The sequence below is a fragment of the Galliscardovia ingluviei genome, from assembly GCF_014635685.1.
Lineage (GTDB): Bacteria > Actinomycetota > Actinomycetes > Actinomycetales > Bifidobacteriaceae > Galliscardovia > Galliscardovia ingluviei.
Genome location: NZ_BMDH01000006.1, coordinates 56835 through 73089, shown reverse-complemented (window position 1 = coordinate 73089; position 16255 = coordinate 56835). Strand labels below are relative to the sequence as shown.

22 protein-coding genes are annotated in these 16255 nt (G+C 49.4%); 5 read left to right on the top strand and 17 right to left on the bottom strand.

Annotated elements, in window-relative coordinates; all coding sequences use genetic code 11:
- Positions 1–79 precede the first annotated feature (79 nt).
- On the top strand, positions 80–796 hold the full coding sequence (locus IEU85_RS08180; RefSeq protein WP_188355775.1) for a hypothetical protein: 717 nt from the start codon (positions 80–82) through the stop codon (positions 794–796).
- Here IEU85_RS08180 and IEU85_RS08175 read toward each other — a convergent pair.
- Genes IEU85_RS08175 through IEU85_RS08165 form a run of 3 tightly spaced genes read right to left on the bottom strand, consistent with a single transcriptional unit; the run spans position 793 to position 5549 of the window.
- The gene (locus IEU85_RS08175; RefSeq protein ID WP_188355774.1) at positions 793–1908 is read right to left on the bottom strand and encodes an aggregation-promoting factor C-terminal-like domain-containing protein; all 1116 of its coding nucleotides are present in this window, start codon (positions 1906–1908) and stop codon (positions 793–795) included. The two genes, IEU85_RS08180 and IEU85_RS08175, sit on opposite strands and share 4 nt — an antisense overlap.
- A complete protein-coding gene (locus IEU85_RS08170; protein WP_188355773.1) occupies positions 1901–4489 on the bottom strand; it encodes an ATP-binding protein in 2589 nt (862 codons plus the stop codon). The genes IEU85_RS08175 and IEU85_RS08170 overlap by 8 nt, the downstream gene beginning before the upstream one ends.
- A 1-nt stretch (position 4490) precedes the next feature.
- Positions 4491–5549, bottom strand: a complete 1059-nt coding sequence (locus IEU85_RS08165; RefSeq protein ID WP_188355772.1) for an HNH endonuclease family protein — start codon at positions 5547–5549, stop codon at positions 4491–4493.
- Positions 5550–5693: 144 nt separating this feature from the next.
- On the opposite strand from IEU85_RS08165, the gene IEU85_RS08160 reads away from it, so the two are divergent.
- On the top strand, positions 5694–5912 hold the full coding sequence (locus IEU85_RS08160) for a type II toxin-antitoxin system HicA family toxin (protein WP_188355771.1): 219 nt from the start codon (positions 5694–5696) through the stop codon (positions 5910–5912).
- Positions 5909–6280 carry a helix-turn-helix domain-containing protein gene (locus IEU85_RS08155; RefSeq protein WP_188355770.1) on the top strand — a complete coding sequence of 124 codons (372 nt, stop codon included), beginning with the start codon at positions 5909–5911 and terminating at the stop codon, positions 6278–6280. The genes IEU85_RS08160 and IEU85_RS08155 overlap by 4 nt, the downstream gene beginning before the upstream one ends.
- 73 nt (positions 6281–6353) lie before the next feature.
- Here IEU85_RS08155 and IEU85_RS08150 read toward each other — a convergent pair whose 3' ends face one another.
- Complete coding sequence (locus IEU85_RS08150; protein WP_188355769.1) at positions 6354–6788, bottom strand: single-stranded DNA-binding protein; 435 nt, start codon at positions 6786–6788, stop codon at positions 6354–6356.
- Positions 6789–7027: 239 nt separating this feature from the next.
- Between IEU85_RS08150 and IEU85_RS08145 the strand changes: the two genes are divergently transcribed.
- A complete protein-coding gene (locus IEU85_RS08145; RefSeq protein ID WP_188355768.1) occupies positions 7028–7246 on the top strand; it encodes a hypothetical protein in 219 nt (72 codons plus the stop codon).
- Between the two features lie 9 nt (positions 7247–7255).
- Here IEU85_RS08145 and IEU85_RS08140 read toward each other — a convergent pair whose 3' ends face one another.
- The 7 genes from IEU85_RS08140 to IEU85_RS08110 all read right to left on the bottom strand — a co-directional run bounded on the left by IEU85_RS08140 (position 7256) and on the right by IEU85_RS08110 (position 10866).
- A complete protein-coding gene (locus tag IEU85_RS08140) occupies positions 7256–8056 on the bottom strand; it encodes a phage antirepressor (RefSeq protein ID WP_188355767.1) in 801 nt (266 codons plus the stop codon).
- Between the two features lie 144 nt (positions 8057–8200).
- Positions 8201–8500, bottom strand: coding sequence for a hypothetical protein (locus tag IEU85_RS08135; RefSeq protein ID WP_188355766.1), 300 nt, complete (start codon positions 8498–8500; stop codon positions 8201–8203).
- Positions 8497–9057 carry a hypothetical protein gene (locus IEU85_RS08130; protein ID WP_188355765.1) on the bottom strand — a complete coding sequence of 187 codons (561 nt, stop codon included), beginning with the start codon at positions 9055–9057 and terminating at the stop codon, positions 8497–8499. Before IEU85_RS08130 ends, IEU85_RS08135 begins: the two co-directional genes overlap by 4 nt.
- A gap of 146 nt (positions 9058–9203) precedes the next feature.
- Positions 9204–9578 (bottom strand): hypothetical protein, encoded by a 375-nt coding sequence (locus IEU85_RS08125; RefSeq protein ID WP_188355764.1) that lies wholly within the window; start codon positions 9576–9578, stop codon positions 9204–9206.
- A 74-nt stretch (positions 9579–9652) separates the two neighbouring features.
- Positions 9653–10099: a hypothetical protein gene (locus tag IEU85_RS08120; protein ID WP_188355763.1), complete on the bottom strand. Its 447-nt coding sequence runs from the start codon at positions 10097–10099 to the stop codon at positions 9653–9655.
- Between the two features lie 100 nt (positions 10100–10199).
- Positions 10200–10607, bottom strand: coding sequence for a hypothetical protein (locus tag IEU85_RS08115; RefSeq protein ID WP_188355762.1), 408 nt, complete (start codon positions 10605–10607; stop codon positions 10200–10202).
- The gene (locus IEU85_RS08110) at positions 10594–10866 is read right to left on the bottom strand and encodes a hypothetical protein (RefSeq protein ID WP_188355761.1); all 273 of its coding nucleotides are present in this window, start codon (positions 10864–10866) and stop codon (positions 10594–10596) included. The genes IEU85_RS08115 and IEU85_RS08110 overlap by 14 nt, the downstream gene beginning before the upstream one ends.
- 363 nt (positions 10867–11229) lie before the next feature.
- Here IEU85_RS08110 and IEU85_RS08105 point away from each other — a divergent pair, with 363 nt between their 5' ends.
- On the top strand, positions 11230–12354 hold the full coding sequence (locus tag IEU85_RS08105; protein WP_188355760.1) for an RNA-guided endonuclease InsQ/TnpB family protein: 1125 nt from the start codon (positions 11230–11232) through the stop codon (positions 12352–12354).
- Positions 12355–12879: 525 nt separating this feature from the next.
- Here IEU85_RS08105 and IEU85_RS08100 read toward each other — a convergent pair.
- The 6 genes from IEU85_RS08100 to IEU85_RS08075 form a co-directional block, all read right to left on the bottom strand.
- On the bottom strand, positions 12880–13230 hold the full coding sequence (locus IEU85_RS08100; RefSeq protein WP_188355759.1) for a hypothetical protein: 351 nt from the start codon (positions 13228–13230) through the stop codon (positions 12880–12882).
- 403 nt (positions 13231–13633) lie between these two features.
- Positions 13634–14065, bottom strand: a complete 432-nt coding sequence (locus tag IEU85_RS08095; RefSeq protein ID WP_188355758.1) for a hypothetical protein — start codon at positions 14063–14065, stop codon at positions 13634–13636.
- A 465-nt stretch (positions 14066–14530) separates the two neighbouring features.
- Entirely contained in the window at positions 14531–14875 is a 345-nt protein-coding gene (locus IEU85_RS08090) for a hypothetical protein (protein ID WP_188355757.1), read from the bottom strand.
- Between the two features lie 121 nt (positions 14876–14996).
- A complete protein-coding gene (locus tag IEU85_RS08085) occupies positions 14997–15350 on the bottom strand; it encodes a hypothetical protein (protein ID WP_188355756.1) in 354 nt (117 codons plus the stop codon).
- Positions 15351–15393: 43 nt separating this feature from the next.
- The gene (locus IEU85_RS08080) at positions 15394–15744 is read right to left on the bottom strand and encodes a hypothetical protein (protein ID WP_188355755.1); all 351 of its coding nucleotides are present in this window, start codon (positions 15742–15744) and stop codon (positions 15394–15396) included.
- A gap of 96 nt (positions 15745–15840) precedes the next feature.
- Positions 15841–16248, bottom strand: coding sequence for a DUF3310 domain-containing protein (locus tag IEU85_RS08075; RefSeq protein WP_188355754.1), 408 nt, complete (start codon positions 16246–16248; stop codon positions 15841–15843).
- Positions 16249–16255 lie beyond the last annotated feature (7 nt).

The following is a 16255-nucleotide window of genomic DNA, read 5'->3' as shown; positions in this document are numbered from 1 at the left end:
CTGTGAGACACGGCGTGTGCGATAATAGGAGCGTATCCTTTTGCACGCAAAAATTTTTCTTAACTAGTAGGTGCTTATTATGGCAAAAAAACACAATATTACAGAACCAGTTGAGGTTTCCGCACGACAGCGACAATCCATGCTATGGCAGCAGGTTAAACCGGTGCTCGTATTCATCATAGTTGTTATCGCTTTAGCTGGAGCGTTCCTCGGGTTTTCCGCGTGGCGCGCAACCCGTGCGCCACAACAGCAGACTACGCCAAGCGTGGCGAGAGTGCAGCAAACACCAGCACAGTCCACGCCACAGCACACGGCACAACCTTCCACTAGTGTGGACGATGTGACAAACCTCGTGAAACAATTATCAAGAAAAGAAACTGCACTCATAACCATGCCAGTGTCTCAAACGAACAGCAGTATCACTGTCAGCGAGTTTTTCGCTACTGCTAACAGTACAGACACTCTCAACGAGTTGCAAACACGGTTAGAGGACACTCTCAAAGATGTTGCCGCCAACCCGGGTGAGCGTGACACCGATTACCGGCAGAATATGCAACGCCTACAGCAAGCATGGTCTGATTTTGAGCATGGCGTGTGGGAAACAGCTAACGCTAATATTCAGCCTCTGATAAAAGTGAAAATGCAGAACCGTCCACAAATCACATGCGTAGAGGCTGACAAACTATTACAAAATCCTCCCTCTTCCGGTGAAAGTCAGGAGGATTTCTTAAACGCTTACCACTGGATGGATACCTTATCACGCTCATACAATGCTTGCATGGCTGCTCACAGTTAATACCAGTGGTGGTTTTCCCAAAAACTACGAGCGTTAGCAATACTACCGTAGCGTTCTTGAATATAGTGCAACCCCCACGTGATTTGCGTTGCCGCATTATCATGCCAGTCAGCCCCATACGCTGCCATTTTGTCGCCGGGTAGGCTTTGGGGGATACCGTAAGCGTCACTTGATGGATTGTCCGCATCCCAACGCCAGCTAGATTCTTTAGTCCATAACCATTCTAGGTCTTTCCAGTCTTGCTCAGTTGCTCCGGGGAACACTTTCGGTAGGAGTGCGCGAGCAATCTCCTTAGCTTTTTCTGCTGTAGCGTGGTAACCGTCTCCCACGGTGAGATTATCCGCTATTGGCGTGGTATCGCCTGAACTGTCCGTCATGTCGCAGACTGTGCCCGTATCTTGAGTGCCGGTAACACTGATAGCGTTTTTCGCGTTCGCGGTTGGCGCGGCAACCGTAGTGCCCTCAGGTAGAGGGTCATAGTGGAAGGTTTCCGTGCTAATAACACCACCGTATCCCGCACCACCACTGGAAGCAATAACAGTTTTCGTGGCTTCGTCAATGCTTTCCACCACCATCACATGCCCATACTTTGGGTCAGCGTTCCAGCTGCCTACGCGAGCTCCTGCACGGTTAGAAATAACTGAACCCACTACGAGCTTGTCTTTCTCCCAGCCGAGCTTGTTTACCGCACTGTTTACCCAGTCTTGCCCGTTACCCATGTAAGGGTCTACGGTGATGCCGGCGAGACGGTATCTCATGCACGCCCACCACGTGCACTGTCCCACATCGTATGATGAGCACGCGCCCGCATCTCCTGTTTTCTCCGTGACCATAGAAGTGATTTCACCCCATGTTTTCCCATGATACGGGTTTTTACCCTTGCCGTCCGCCACTGCAATCACACTACCCGTAGTAGCGTTCGCATCATTCTGCCTACATTTACGGTGATTACGCCACCATGAAAACCCCGTATTACCGCCCGACTGCGACACAGTAGCGGCACTAATACCAGCACCAACCACGTCAGCAGCTTGACCCAACATAAGCACAGGCAGCAGCATCACGCCCGCCAGCCCGGCAGCAATACCAACATTCTTCCAATTCTTATCCACGCGACACCACCTCACCTTGAGCTTGCTCACGGCGAATCTTCTCAAGCGCGCTCGTACCCGTCAAAGCGAGGCTTTCCGCACTAATATCAATACGCACAGGAACAGGCTGCTCGTTACCGTCAATAAAAAACGCAACCGAGCCGCGCGTCTGACCCGTATGCGGGTCAGTGAACGCTCTCATACTCTGATAGTTTGCTTCACCATTCTTCTTCACCGCGTCAAGGGGCATACGCCTACGCAAACGGTCATGGTCATCATTGATATGGAACAGGCGCAACGCTGATTTCGCGTCCGACACCATGCCGTTAGTTTCCTCAAGGTCTTTCAACGACAAGATAAGACCACGACTGATACCACCCGAGAGCCCCGCGTCCACGAACTCTTTCACCTTCTGACTAGCGAGAATAGGCAGGAATCGTTGGCTTCGAGCCATACGCTCCCACTCCTGCAAGGTGGCTGCCGTGCCGCTACTACCATTGACAGCAACCCACGCCTCGTCAAGCGCCACCACGCCGTCACGCCCGCGCACCGAGTATCCTGCGCCGGTAACAATCATGCGCAGCACCCACTGTTTAATACGCCCGCTCACCGTGTTTGCCGCGTCCTTTTCTGGGATGAGGGAGCGTTCTCCAGCGTTAATGAGCGTAAGCCCCTCGCTGATACGCAACGGTGTTTCTACAGGTTTCATGCCGATAATGAGCCTGAGCTGCTGGCTGGATTCCCATGCGCGAACAATAGTCTCGTACAAGCGTGACGTGCTTTCTGGAAGGTTCGCTCCCTGCTCATGATTCTGGTACGCTTGCGCCGCGAACCGTAGCGCCTGACCTGTGGTTTTCGCGCCATGCTGAGCACCGTAGCTAATCATGTACTGCACGTCTATCTGGTCGGTTGCGCCGAATTGGAAAATGTCGTTAATGATAGTGGCAGCAAGCTCAATAGCTTCACTCATGTTTAGTAGCACGTTGAACGGGTCAAATGTGCCTGCTGAAATATCCTTGTCAATGCGGATGATATGCTCCGCGATGGTTTCAAAATCATTACCACTCTTAGGGTTGATGAGAATCGCGCAAGTGCGTCCTCCCGTGCGGGAAACAGTCATAGCGAACTGTCGCATCAGGTTCACGAGCACCATGCTTTTACCGCTACCGGTTTGCCCGACAATAACAAAAAATGGTGCTTTGCTTTCATCCTGCACTGCGGTTGGGCTAATGTACACGGGTTGTTCGTTCGCTTCGGTCATGCCGAGGAATACGCCACTAGCGTCTCCCGCGACTGCGAAACTGGTGAACCCTGCGCCCGTAACCATGGTGCTTGACCATTCCAGTGTGCTTGGAATACGCACGGGGCTGCACACTTGCATACTCTTAAACTGCATGAGCTGCTCGTTAGCTGTTGGCGCTGGAGCAAACTCCATTTGACCAATACTGAGGAGACTGTCGGTAGCGTCTTGTGATTCACCGTCTGCGAGCACTACGCACGACAAGTCTATGAGCGTGGCTGGCATATCTTTCATCGTGTACATGTCCTCCGCGCTGGCAATGTCGCGGCGAGTGTCAATCATTTCGCCGGTTGCTTCATGCCCACGCTCAGCACGTTTGCGCGTATTCTGGTCGATACTCTGCCCGTTTTTGCGGATTTGTGACGCGGTGACTGGTGCTGGTTCTACGCGCCCGCGCACACTCACAGCGATGGCGTTTGCGCCGCCCGCTGTAGCCACGGTCATGAGGCGCGCCCCCCACATGTTTTCTGGGCTAATAATCGGGTCACCGTGGAAGCTGGTGTTGGTTACAGTGCATAGGGTTGCTGGCATTTGCCCGCGCATATTCCAGTCTCTACAGTCTACGTGTTGTTCGTAGAGCCGTTCCGCGGTGGCGCAATGCTGGCTGTCTGCGAATAGGTGAATATGGTCGCTTTCCGCCATGATTGGCAGGTCGGTGACATTATTGTTACTTACCCAGAATCCGCTGACTTGTTGGATGAGCTGGTCGCGTTCGTCCCTGTCCATGCGGGTGAATGGTTCTAGTCCAGCATCTAGCATGATGCGTTCAATACGGTGCGTGTCCTCATCGTATTCATCGAAGCGTGGCGCGTGGTTTTTAATACTATATGCCATGCGGTTTGTCCATACGAGGCTTTTTCGTAGGAGGCTGGCGTGCTTGTACTGTCTACCGAAGCCGAACCCGTTGTTGATGAGGGGTACGCCTATAACGGTGAATTGGCGTTGAATATTTTCGTTCTTGTAGTTTTTGGATAACCATACGCCGAGTTCTGTGCCGCGCAGCGCGGCTGGTATTTGGTAGTGGATGGGCATACTTGCGGTGAGGAGGTGGAACTCACGGTATTTAGATTGCATGAGGTCGCGGTTTCGTGTTGCTGCTTGTGGCACGAGGTTGGCGAGTCCGTCAAAGAATAAGTCGAGTGTGCTGGCTGCTTGTGCGCGTGACTTGTCTTGTGCGCCTTCGAGGAGCGCTCCGCCTGCGGGTACGCGAGCGTACAACCATATACGTTTGTCTGGGGTGGAGGCTCTCATGAGCCCGTTGCGGCTGATACTGCCGATGAAACTTTTGGTTGATTTTGCCATGTTATCGTGTTTCTTTCAGTCGTGTTGTGGTGAGTGCGATTCCTGCGATGGTGAGCGCCACCACGATGGTGGTGAGTGTGCCTAACGCTATGCCCGTTTGTGCGAGTTGTTGTTCTCGTGGCGTGCTGGTAGTTGTGTTGTTGGTGTGGTTGGGTTGTGTGCTCACGTGTTGTCCACTGTCAGCGGGGTTGGTTACTGGGGATTGTGGCTGTTGTGGGCTGGTAGGGTTGCTGGTTTCTGGTTTTGGTTGTTCTGCTGGTGTTGGCGTACTGTCACTGCTGCCCGAGTTTTCAGCATTACCGGCGTTGCCGGTGTTGCTGCTGTCATTGTTTCCAGTATTGGCGCTGGTGTTGGTTTGCCATGTGATGCCACCTTCGGTTGGAATGGTGATGGCTGGGCATGAGGCGAGTACATGCTCCATTGCTGCTTTTTCAGCGTTATCAACGCTTAAATGATATTTGTGTTTAATACCGATTTGTCGCGCAACATAGTAGCAGTTGTAGTCCGGGTTGCCTGCGTTTGATGGTAGCCATTGTGCTGCGTCTTTGTCGCTTTTTGCCATGTTGGCTTTGCCGTCTACGGCGATGAGCACGTATGGGTCGTTGTAGTACTGGTTGATGGTGTTTTTGTTTTGTTGGCTTAAACCTGATTCCCATGCTTCGCCGAATGCTACTACGTGGTCGATTTGTACGGCTGTGCTGTCACCTGTGCCTGTTGCCCTGTTGGTGCGTTGGAAGTTGATGGTTTTGCCGGTGTATGGGTCGTTGAGTGTGCCTGATTGTACTTGGTGGTATTTGTTGTATGTGGTGTTGGTCATGTCTCTGGCGAGTATGGTGTCTCTTGTGGTGGAGTAGTCGCCGGGATTGTTGTTGGCTTGTGCCCAGTCTGCTGGTCGGTCTCGTTTTTGTGAGTAGTTGTTGGCTTGCGGACTGACGGTGAGCGTGTTGAGGGTGTTGATGGCTGTTGGGGCGGTGTCGGCTTGTGCTAGGGCGGGTAAGGTGAGGATTGTGAGGGCGCTGATGGTGAGGGTTGTGATGGTGGTTTTTATGCTTGTGCGCATGGTTTGTCCTTTGCTGTGGGGGTGGCTGGGTTATTGGTTCTATTATACAGTGTTATTGCTTTAATACTAGGCTACAATACAATGGTGTGGTTTTTTGGTGATACATATTCACAGCTGTTTGTCTAGTGTGGTAGAATAGCTTTTGTGACAAAGCAAAAGGCAATCATCAAAGCACTACGAAAAGCCGCCAAAGCGCGTAACATGCCATTCGAGCAAGCCCCACGCAAAGGAGGCAACCACGACATTTGGCTACTAGACGGCAAAATGATTGTCATTCCAAGGCATAAAGAAATACCTGAGCTTACAACCGCTTCAATATACAAGCAAGCCGCAGAAAAACTTGGAAAGGACTGGTGGAAATGAGCCAAACATACACCGTGCGAGCCATACCAGACGGAAAATACTGGGCACTAGAAATCCCAGAACTCGACCAATACACCATGGCGACTAACGTAAAAGAAATACGCAGCATGGCACAAGACTTTATTACGGTCGTTACGGGCGAACAAAACCCACAACTCAATATCCAATATGCCATTCCAAATGAGGTAGAAGAATCTATACAGCTCAAGGCAGAAGCACAACGTCTCGAACAGGAAGCGCAACACAAGCAGCGTCAAGCCGCACTCAGTTTGCATAGTAACGGCATGACCTTGAGGGATATTGGCGCACTGCTTGGTATTAGCTACCAGCGCGTACATCAGTTATTGCGTACCACTGTTAGCGCCTAAACAAAAGAGCCTCCTAGCTTTCTCACACAACACGTGCAGAAAACAAGGAGGCTCAACCATATCCAATGGCAGTTTATACGCCTTGAGGTGACCAAGGGTCATAAGCCTGCCCGCCCGCCGACTGCGGCTGCTGGAACATCGGCTGACCGCCACCGTTCGGCGCGCTACTGTTACGTTTCGGATGATATTCCACAATACCAATCCGGTCAGGCATAACATTCTTGAACGCCGCGCCACCCTGCTTGTTTTCTGATTCAGTGAACGCTCCCGTCACCAGCACGCGAACCGCGTTACCGCTGTTCAGTAACTGTTCAATCTGCTGCGCCGTTTTTTTGGTTTCGTTGCGCGTGCATGACACGTTAAAGAACATGGTCGGCTGGTTCACCCACTGCCCTTGCTGGTTTTTATATGATGGGGTGACTGCCACGCTGAACGTGATGCGCTCGTTCTGCCAGTGTTTCACGTTGGAAGCGTATCCGGTGATTTCAATGTGTGGTTCGTTTGCCATAATACTGTTCTCCTTAATGGTGTTGGTGTTGTTTACGGTGTCGTTTTCGATGCGAGCTCGTGGTTGGCTCATAGGATGGTGGTGCTGGTTTTGGGCTCGTGTAGCTGATGACGGGGGCGAGGTATCCGCTGTTAGCGCGCGCCTTCCATGCTACGGTTCTTGGTGGTGTGCGGCTTGCTGTCTGTAGCTTGTATTGGCAAGCCATGCACTTCCAGCCGCTTGTAGTGAGAGCGAGCTGTATGAACCCGCATTGTGGGCATGGGCTTCTCATAGTAGGTTTAGTCTCCCGTCTACACGCTGATTTTTCTATGATTATAGTCCCATCGTATTTGTGCGATGACGGGGAGCTGCGTGTTCGTGAGTTGGCTGATTTCCGCGTCACTGTGCCCTTGGTCAATGAGGCTGATGATGGTTTTGAGTTGTTTTTCACTCACAATGGTTACTTTCTGTTTGACTAAGTGGGTTGGTTAGAGTGCTGTTTGGAGTGCCTGCTGGAGTTGCTGCTCACTTAACCGTCCAGTGAGGAGCATGATGCCGCGTCCGGTTAAACGCACCTGTGGTTGGTAGGCGAATGGTGTGCCGTCTGAGTGTTTGCCCTGCTTGGTGTAGGGTCTGAGCGCTAAGTCTCCTGCTTGCACGTGCGTTTCGTAGGGTTTCCACGCGCCTTCGCGCCGGAATATCCAGTGCATTTGTGCGAGCTGCTGGTAGAGCTGGTTTTGCCCCATGTTGATGCCTACGTTGCGTAAGAGTTTGGCGGTGTCGGCTACGCTGTACGTGCTGTCGAGGTTAATAAAGTCCTCCATGAGTTTGGCTTTGGGTTCGAGTTCTTGGATTTTTTGTTCTGCTTGTAGGCGGGCTTGTTTTTCTTCTTTAAGTTCGGTTGCGAGCCTGATAAGGAAGTCGGGGTCGGTGAGTGCTTGTTCGAGGGTTTGTTCGGTCATGTATGCGCCGTGCTTGCGAATTGAGGGTACGACTTCATCGAACAGCCAGTGCTCGAATTTGACTGCTTGGGGGAGTTTGCTTGATGCGATGAGACGGTATACGTCACCTTCTGTGATGAAGCGTGCTTCTTGTGTCCTTCCAAGGCTATCTACGATGGGGTAACGTTTCGTTACCCCATGGCAATGGTCTGTAATTGCTTTATTTGGGTTAGTGTATCCGAGTGCTGTAGCGACATCTTTCCCGCAAAACAACACATTGCCGTTCTCTTCAATCGTGCGAATGTTACTGTTCTCGAATGTGTATTGTTGGATACTGTTCTGTTCCATAATCTTGTTCCTTTCACTATTGTTACGACCGTTGTGGCAGCGGTACACTCCGCTCCTGATTACGCGATTCTGAAAAGTGGCACCGTAATACTAGGCTGTGAAACCACGCTCAACCAAAACCGAAAAACAAGCTGCCGCACCACGCTACAGTTGCCGCTCAAACGCCATAGCATCCAACAACTGCTCAACCACATGCTTATTCGCATCAGTCCAACTGTCAAAAAACACAAGACAAGACGGGCAGTACAATACCGGCTCATGATTCTTCTTCACTGTGCGAGCATGATGCTTTCCGATAGAGCGGCTAGCCGCCAAGATTTCACGGTCGGTTGGGTCGGTGATACGCCCGTCCCTGTACGCTTCCGCAACGCTCACGTTAGGGTGTTCGTTCACGTATTCTTGCACGTCTTGTTCGAGGAGGTTTTCAGGCTGTTGCTGTTTCACTGGTTGTCTCCTTCGTCTAGGATTTCACCCAAGTACAAGTGTGTGCCATGCTCGTAGACGCGCTGGTCTCTCGTATGCCACGTGTTGTCTCCGCCGGATTCCAGCGTGGTGATGGTGTAGCCTTCTACGGTGCGTAGCACGTGGCTGACTTTCAGACCGTAGGCGTTTTCGAGAGTTTTGCGTATTTGATTGTTGCGCGCTCTGTCTGTGAACTCTTCCACTACTTTGAATGCAATATAGGCGATTCCTGCGAATACTGCGGCGGCGATGAGCCCGTTTACTATGAGGTATATTTCACTGGCTTCTGGCTTGGTTTGTGGAGGTAGATGGTCAATGATGATAAATAAGGATACTAGCGTGAGGAATGTGACTGCTTGCACAAGATTAGAATGGTAGTACCATTTGTCCGTGTATACGGCGGCTGGTGGTGTGACGGGGATACTGGTGTCTACTGTCCGCTCCACTGGCTTCTGCTTGGGTGGGGTTGGTGTGGCTTGTATGGTGGTGGTTGGTGTGGTGTCGTTTAATTGTCCTGCTAGTCGGGCGAGGTCGCTCATAGTGTTGTCTCCGTTTCTACTGTTGGTTGGGGTTTATGTGTTTGTGTGTGATTTAATTATAGGCTGTGCTACTTTGCTTCGGGAAACTCACACGCGCACGAAGTTGAGCCTCAACAACCTGTGTACGTTATTGAGGCTCACGGTGCTTATGCTTGTGCTTGCACGTGCTCCTGTTCGCTACCTGTTGGATAGTTGAGAACCATGTTCACCATGATTGCTTGCTCCCGTGGGGTCATTTCGCTGAATAGTGTTACTGCACGCCAAAACGCTCTGTCGCATTGCGTGCGCAACTGTTCAATTTTTTCTTGGTTAATGTACTCGTATGGCGTGGCTTCTAGCTCGTTTATGAGCTGTTCAGTATTACGGTATGTTTCTGTTTTTTCTAGCATTTTGCGTGCTTTTGCGCTGAGCTTGTATGAGCGTTTGTAGTAGCTGATAGTGCCGTGGGTTTTTTCTGCTATCCTGTGCACAATATCCTGTGAGCTCATGGTGATGGTGAAGTTGATGGTTGTGTCGTTCATGGTTTATTCCTCTCTTGATATTGATGGCGTGTAGTTGGCGGGTATAAGCCGACTACACGCCTTGCTATAAGGTTTTAGAGCACGCGCATTTTAAGAATGTCGATAATGATTTCGTGCCCGTTGTTGAGTACACCAGTCCATGATTCTTCGTCTGGGTCTCGATACTCGAACACCGTAGCGAGACAGCACAAGATGGTGATAGGCTCGTCTGCAAGGCTGGTGAACTTGTCTATAATCTGCTGTTCTAACTGCTGTTGCTGTTGCCTGTATGGTGCTGGTAGTACTGGGGTTTCTACAGGGTCGGCGTTTGCCTTCTTGTACAGTGCTCGATACTGTTCGGTGAGTTCTTTGAACATTTCACCACCATAGTGGTAGAGCTCATCGTGTATGAGGTCTGGACTATTAGTCGCGCGGAATTGCATGTAATCAATGAGGTCTGGCACTGTGGTTTCAAAGGTGTCGCTATCTTCTACTCGTGTGCAAGTGAGGGTAGATACTTGATTGGCAATAATAGTGTTCACTGTGTATTCCTTCCTTGTGTTTTTGCTTATGATTAGATTCTATGCTGTGAGACAAGGTGGGGCTAGTTTCAAAAGCGACTACCGCAGAAGTGATGTCGCGCTACATGCTAGTGTTAATTACAATAGTTTGCCCGTCCGTAAGCGTACCTGTCCACTGTTCCAAGTCGGGTTCTTCCCATTCGCACAAGGTGGCTAGTTGGCAGAGTATTTCTATCGGCTCGTCTATGAGTTTTTCTAGTTCGCACTGTATGCGCTGTTCAACTGGTTGGCGTTCTTCTAGCGGGATTGTTGGCTTGTATAGCTTACAATATTGTTGCGCTAGGCGCTGTAATGCTGGCGTGCCAAATGGTAACGCTTCGAGAATGAGTGGCGGTTCGCCGTGTATGCGCTCCTGCAAGTAGGCTATGAGCTTCTGTGGCGTGGTGTCCCACTCGTAGCTTGCGAAACCGTCCTTATGGTAGATTGTTGCTTTCAGTGTGGCTATTTGGCTGGCTTTAACGTTGCTCAACGGTTGTCTCCTCTAATTTTTGGCGATGAGCATGAATAGCGGCTTGTGCTTGCTTCGCATCCACGGTATCGAGGATATAGAAAACGTAGTCGGTTAAGGCTTTTGCGCTTGCTTCGTCCTTTTGTTCGCGTATTGAGCGCACTATTGCCGACAAGTCCAACCATAGTGCTGCAAGGACACTGTACATGTAGGCTTTTTGTTCTTGTGGTAGCTGGTTGAGCATGTTAAATACAACTTCGATTTTGTACTTGTTTTTCACGGTGGTTTGCTCCTTGGTTTCGATTTTTGCGTTTGGTTGATTTTTAGGCTGTGGTGGCGTGCGCGCTTGTCGCGCACACCCCCGCACCCCTTGAATGTTAGGCGAAGAACCTTGATAGGCTCGTAGAATATTCGTCTGGTTCGCTTGGTCGCTTGTACACTACTTTCTCGTTCTTGGAGAACCCTTTGAGTGCCATGTAGATGGCGAGTAGCATTTCCGTGTTTTCAATATCGTCGATAGCTTCATGATTGTTATTAGCGTGGATACCTTAGCCCTTGTGGCTAGGGAGGAACGCCTTCCTTTCTTTTCAATAGTATGCTATAATTTTTACTGTTATTGAAAGTTTTTGTGGAGGTGCCGCACATGCTGAACACACTCACGTATGCAGTGCGCTTACACACCACTATGCAAGAAACACAGCTCCTCACTGACACGTGTACAGCTTTTCTCTCATGTTGCAACACGGTAAGCGACACCGCATACCAGCAGCGGACAATCAGTCAAAAGAAACTTAACAAGCTCACCTATCATAAACTGCGCGAAGAGTATCATGTAGGCGCTCAAATGGCTCAGTCCGCCATTATCCGCGTTATCGGCAACTACCGAACTATTGCAGAACTCCACGGCAGTTCATGGCATGGTAAGCACCCCCACTACCACACTATGGGATACGACCTCGTATACAACCGTGACTACAGTGTACTCAAAGACGGTAGAATCAGCATTAACACGCTACAAGGTCGCGTCAAATTCACAGTAGACTGGTCACACATGCCTCAACCGTATCGACACGGTAAGTTTGGTACAGCGCGAATCTTACAAAGAAACAACAAGTGGCTACTACTTATCCCAAGTACCATAACCATTTCTGAACCAAAACAGCCTCAGCAAATAGTCGGTATTGACATGGGATTACGATTCCTCGCTACCGCATACGATAGTGACGGTCATACCACGTTCTTTAGCGGAAAGGAGGTGAGTAATAAACGCGCACACTACAAGACGTTACGTGCTCAATTGCAGAAGAAAGGTACGCGCAGTGCAAGACGCAAGCTACAAGCTATTGGCAAGAGAGAAAACCGTTGGATGCGAGACATTAACCATCAAGTATCTCAGGCACTTATCAGCCAACAAGCTGAGCCCACACTCTTTGTACTGGAAAACCTTACCGGAATTCGGCAAGCCACACAAAAAGTACGTAAACGCGACAGGTATGTGCAAGTTAGTTGGGCATATTATCAATTGCGCACCATGATAGAGTACAAGGCAAAACAGCATGGGCACACTTGCATAGCCATTGACCCTAAATACACCAGTCAAACATGCCCTCGATGCGGGATGGTTTGTAAAACAAACCGTAATAAGCGTATGCACGAATACCGGTGTGCAAACTGCTCATACCAGTCAAATGACGACCGTGTAGCAGCTATGAACATTCAACGAATCGGCTATATGCAACTCGTTGAATCCCAGTCGGACAAGCTCTGAACTTGGGCGGGGTGCAGTCAATCACCCCTTAGATGTTCCGCCACCCCTCAAAGGGAACAAAAAGCAGGAGGAAAAATCTTTTCCGCTATCACTGCCGGGCAGGGACAAGCTCCGGTGCTCGTCACCGAAGTAATTGACGCACGCTATACAGGTAGTAGTTAATTTCTTCCCTGATTTGCTGACTGTAGTAGCTGTTATGCAGTTCAATCATGGTGCAAAGATGTTCAAACTCTAAATAGCAATCTTCCCAATCTCTCACGTTTTGCACTGTGAGAGCTGTGAGACGTGTGAGGATAGTTTCACTATCAATGAGCTCGTGGATAAAGCGTTGAATGAAAATGTTGCTTGAGAATGCAATATCTGTGTGGTTCTCGAATGATACTCGTGTTGCTGGTAGTCCCTTAAATTGCATGTATGCCATTGTTTGCTCCTTAAAATGAGTGTAACTGTTTTGTACGGTTCTATTGTATGCTGTGAGGCTAGTATGCTACTAGTTTGCTGCACACCAGCTGCATTATGCTGTTGTTAGCCTTGTGTCCTGTACCTGAACTCTTTGAGTGCGCTATTGATACCGTGCTTGTCAAGCTGCTGGAGCGTGGCTGGTATGGCGTTCAATGCGTCCGTGAGTGGGATTGCTCTAGCTACTGCCGAATGGACGTTGTTTCCTTCGGCGAGCACATAGCTGTCTACAAGATTTTCGTTAATGCTTATTGCTTCAAAATACAGTTCAATACAGTTAGTGTTGTTGTGGTTTCTGATTACGAGTGTTCCTGTTCCGCATGTTCGCGTTTTAAGCTCATACTGGTAGTTTTCTGGAAGGTGTGCGTCTAGTGTGGCGTGTACTTGTTGTTCGATGTTGTGTTCCCACGTGCTCATAATGTATGCTCCTTACTTTGTACGGTTTTATTGTATGCTGTGGCACATGGTGGGCGCGAGTTCACTGCTTACCTGCCGCACGCTGTAAGGAGCATGGGGCACACTGCTCCGCTAACAGTATTGTTTAAGTACGCGCAATACCAGCTCTCCGAGTGGTGAAACCGAATATCGGGTATCCTCTGCGTTCACCTGCCGTTCAATAAGCCCGAAGTGTACGGCTGGCTGTATGAGCGTCTGATAGTTGTTTCTCCATGTTTCTTCGTTAATAAGATACAGCCAATCGCATAGTTCACTTTTTGTGCACTGCGGGTCGTATTCTAAGTATTTCAGTAGGTCGCGCATGGCATAAAGGTAGTAGTTGCTGTCCGCGCTCACACTTTGAAATGCTTCGTTGAGCATGTTGCTATTCAAGGTTGTTTCTTTCTGCTAGTAGGCATTCCACTTCAAACACGCTCATCGCTTCTGTAACGTTCAGTTCCGCGTCTAACACGGTGAGTGCGGGGCGGATTGCTTGTAAGGCTGCGTGTAGTGGAATGTTGTCGAGTTCTAGTTGTTCAAATGCGAAAAGGGTTCGTTCTTGCTTGTTTTCGGACGTTTTACCTTTGCTGATGGTCACGTACTGTACGCTGTTTGTCGCATAGTCGTAGCCGAGTTGTGCGATAAGGTTCACGAACCTATCGCATTTAGCGAGCGTGATGATTCCATTGAGTGGATTGTTTTCGGGGTCTGGGGTGATGTACCCGATTTCAAACTCGTTGGGGATTCTCTTGTCGAGCTGCTTGTTCAGCATGTTGAGCATGTTGTTTTTGAGGTTTTCAGCGACTAGCGTGTTCATGATGTTTGCCCCTTGTCCTGTGTGTTTTCTTTGTTTATGTTTCGATAATAGGCTTTGAGTGTGGCTAGAGCTACTTTCGTGAGCCCTAGCCGCAAAGGTTACAACGGTTATTTGCTTGCACCATTAAGGTCGAGTGGCGCGTTGTGTATGATTCCGCGCACTGTTTCCACTGTTGCGGGTTGCGTCCATAACCGTTCCCACTGGCTGGCTGTGGTGTTGCGTTTTGCATGTTTCCCGCGTGGTGTTATGCGAAGCATGGATTGTTGTTCCTCCGTTTTCTAAATACTAGAGTTCTATCCCGTATTCTTGTGCCTGCTGGTCGAGCTTCCGCCATTCCGCACTGTCCGTAGTGTGTTGCGCATTCCTTGTTTGCATAATAGTTTCCTTTCTATAGTTTGTTTCGGGCAAAAATTGAGCACCCACACAATGGTGGGTGCTCTCTTGTACACGCACAAGGGCAAGTATTTATTCTTCCTTGAAAGCTAGCTGCCAAGCGTCATCGTAGCCATCAAGGTGAGCGATTGCTTCTCGCTCGATTTTGTTCAAAAACTTGAATAGTTCTGGGTCGTCTAGGTCTGCTACTTGGTAGCGGTAGGCTGATACAGCTCCAAGGACTTCAATACTATTCAAGTAGTTGAGGTCTTGTTGGAATTTTGGTGCAGTGTCATGCTCATTATAGTGCATGTTCCATGCGTCAATGTTGCGCTGGTAGAGCCATTGACCTGTGGTTTGCGGGTCGTTGCGGAAGTAAGTGTACGCTGCGAGTGCGATTGTGTCAATGCCTCGATTACCTAAGATTGCTACGCTCATTGTGATGCTCCTTGTCTTGTGTGCTTTTGTTTATATTTTTATAATAGGCTGTGAGACATGGTGAATCGAATTATTTGATTGTCTGCCGCAAACGTGCACTATTGTCCACGCTTGTACACGTTTAGTTTTGGTCTTTGGTAGCGATGAGTTCCGCTCTGAATTGGCGCATTATAGTCGCCACGGCGGGTTGTTTGAGCATTCGGTAGACGCATTGCATGTAGTCCGCAATCTGTTGATATTCCATGGTTGCAAAATCGTTAATGATTGCCTTGTGTGCTGCTCGCGCACCATCGTACAATTCGGTTCGGTAGCGTTTAGCGTACACGATAGCGTTGTTCACGTTAATGGCGGTGAACTCGTTGGCTTGCGCATCCATTTCGGCTACATCTTTATGGAATCCCGCGAGCACGAGGTATGCTCCAATCTTAAAGTTTTTGTTGCAGGTGTTGTCAATTATGGTTTCGATGTGGTACATGGTGTTGTTTCTCCATTCTGTGCGCGTGCGGTTGTTTGCAGTGTTAGCTGTATAGTTGTGGGAGTGTGTTCGCAATTCCTTCCCAGCTAATTTCCTTGTTCATATCGCTATCGGTATAGATGTCGTATACCATGCGCAAATATGCGCCTCTGGTGACACGGTATCGTCCAGCAAACGCAATATCGTTGTCGAGTACTTGTCGCGCATAGTGTGCCCCTTCCATCATTTTCGGACATGCACGCGCGATTCTTACAGAGTATCGCTGGTATCGCTGTGCGCGTGGGCTGTGTTGATAATCTTCATAGGCGCTTACGAGTTGTTGAACAAAGCCGATGCGAGTGTATCTTGACTTAGTGGCGATGGTTGCTAGTGCTTGTGTGATTTCTAGTTTCATGGTATGCACTCCTTACTTTGCGTGTACAGTTTTATTCTATGCTGTAGTACGTTGTGGAGCTAGTTTCATGAGTAGTAGCCGTAAACGTGAGCATGATTATTGCTCTTCCTCTTGTTTAATGAGTTGCTCTAGTGTTTTCAGCATATTGCCGATTGTTTCCTGCTTGTGTTTCATTCCTTGCGGGGTTGAGAACTGGGCTAGGCTATTCCAAAACGCTGCCTCCGCTCCGCTAACGGTTTGCGCTAATTGTTTGCTTCGTTCGTTTGCTGTGTCCCCGTCTACTCTGAACGAAATGAGCTGTTCGTGTGCTTGCGCATACTGTAGCCACCACATGGCTTTCCGTAAATCTTCTATTCCGTTCTTGCATTGATGTCGGAATACGTATTCTATTGCGCTTGCTACGGGGTGGGGGAATAGCGTGGATAGTTCTACACACTCGAAGTTAATGCCTTGCCGATGGTAGTGTTTTGGATTGTTTACAGTATCGTAGTCTGGTTTGCTCATGGCGGGT

Bases quoted from the DNA above. Each gene is read 5' to 3' on its own strand.
- IEU85_RS08170 (WP_188355773.1), bottom strand. From the start codon at position 4,489: ATGGCAAAATCAACCAAAAGTTTCATCGGCAGTATCAGCCGCAACGGG.
- IEU85_RS08090 (WP_188355757.1), bottom strand. From the start codon at position 14,875: ATGAGCGTAGCAATCTTAGGTAATCGAGGCATTGACACAATCGCACTC.
- IEU85_RS08155 (WP_188355770.1), top strand. From the start codon at position 5,909: ATGAGCCAAACATACACCGTGCGAGCCATACCAGACGGAAAATACTGG.
- IEU85_RS08130 (WP_188355765.1), bottom strand. From the start codon at position 9,057: ATGAGCGACCTCGCCCGACTAGCAGGACAATTAAACGACACCACACCA.
- IEU85_RS08165 (WP_188355772.1), bottom strand. From the start codon at position 5,549: ATGCGCACAAGCATAAAAACCACCATCACAACCCTCACCATCAGCGCC.
- IEU85_RS08105 (WP_188355760.1), top strand. From the start codon at position 11,230: ATGCTGAACACACTCACGTATGCAGTGCGCTTACACACCACTATGCAA.
- IEU85_RS08125 (WP_188355764.1), bottom strand. From the start codon at position 9,578: ATGAACGACACAACCATCAACTTCACCATCACCATGAGCTCACAGGAT.
- IEU85_RS08140 (WP_188355767.1), bottom strand. From the start codon at position 8,056: ATGGAACAGAACAGTATCCAACAATACACATTCGAGAACAGTAACATT.
- IEU85_RS08080 (WP_188355755.1), bottom strand. From the start codon at position 15,744: ATGAAACTAGAAATCACACAAGCACTAGCAACCATCGCCACTAAGTCA.
- IEU85_RS08100 (WP_188355759.1), bottom strand. From the start codon at position 13,230: ATGAGCACGTGGGAACACAACATCGAACAACAAGTACACGCCACACTA.
- IEU85_RS08095 (WP_188355758.1), bottom strand. From the start codon at position 14,065: ATGAACACGCTAGTCGCTGAAAACCTCAAAAACAACATGCTCAACATG.
- IEU85_RS08075 (WP_188355754.1), bottom strand. From the start codon at position 16,248: ATGAGCAAACCAGACTACGATACTGTAAACAATCCAAAACACTACCAT.
- IEU85_RS08145 (WP_188355768.1), top strand. From the start codon at position 7,028: ATGAACCCGCATTGTGGGCATGGGCTTCTCATAGTAGGTTTAGTCTCC.
- IEU85_RS08180 (WP_188355775.1), top strand. From the start codon at position 80: ATGGCAAAAAAACACAATATTACAGAACCAGTTGAGGTTTCCGCACGA.
- IEU85_RS08150 (WP_188355769.1), bottom strand. From the start codon at position 6,788: ATGGCAAACGAACCACACATTGAAATCACCGGATACGCTTCCAACGTG.
- IEU85_RS08085 (WP_188355756.1), bottom strand. From the start codon at position 15,350: ATGTACCACATCGAAACCATAATTGACAACACCTGCAACAAAAACTTT.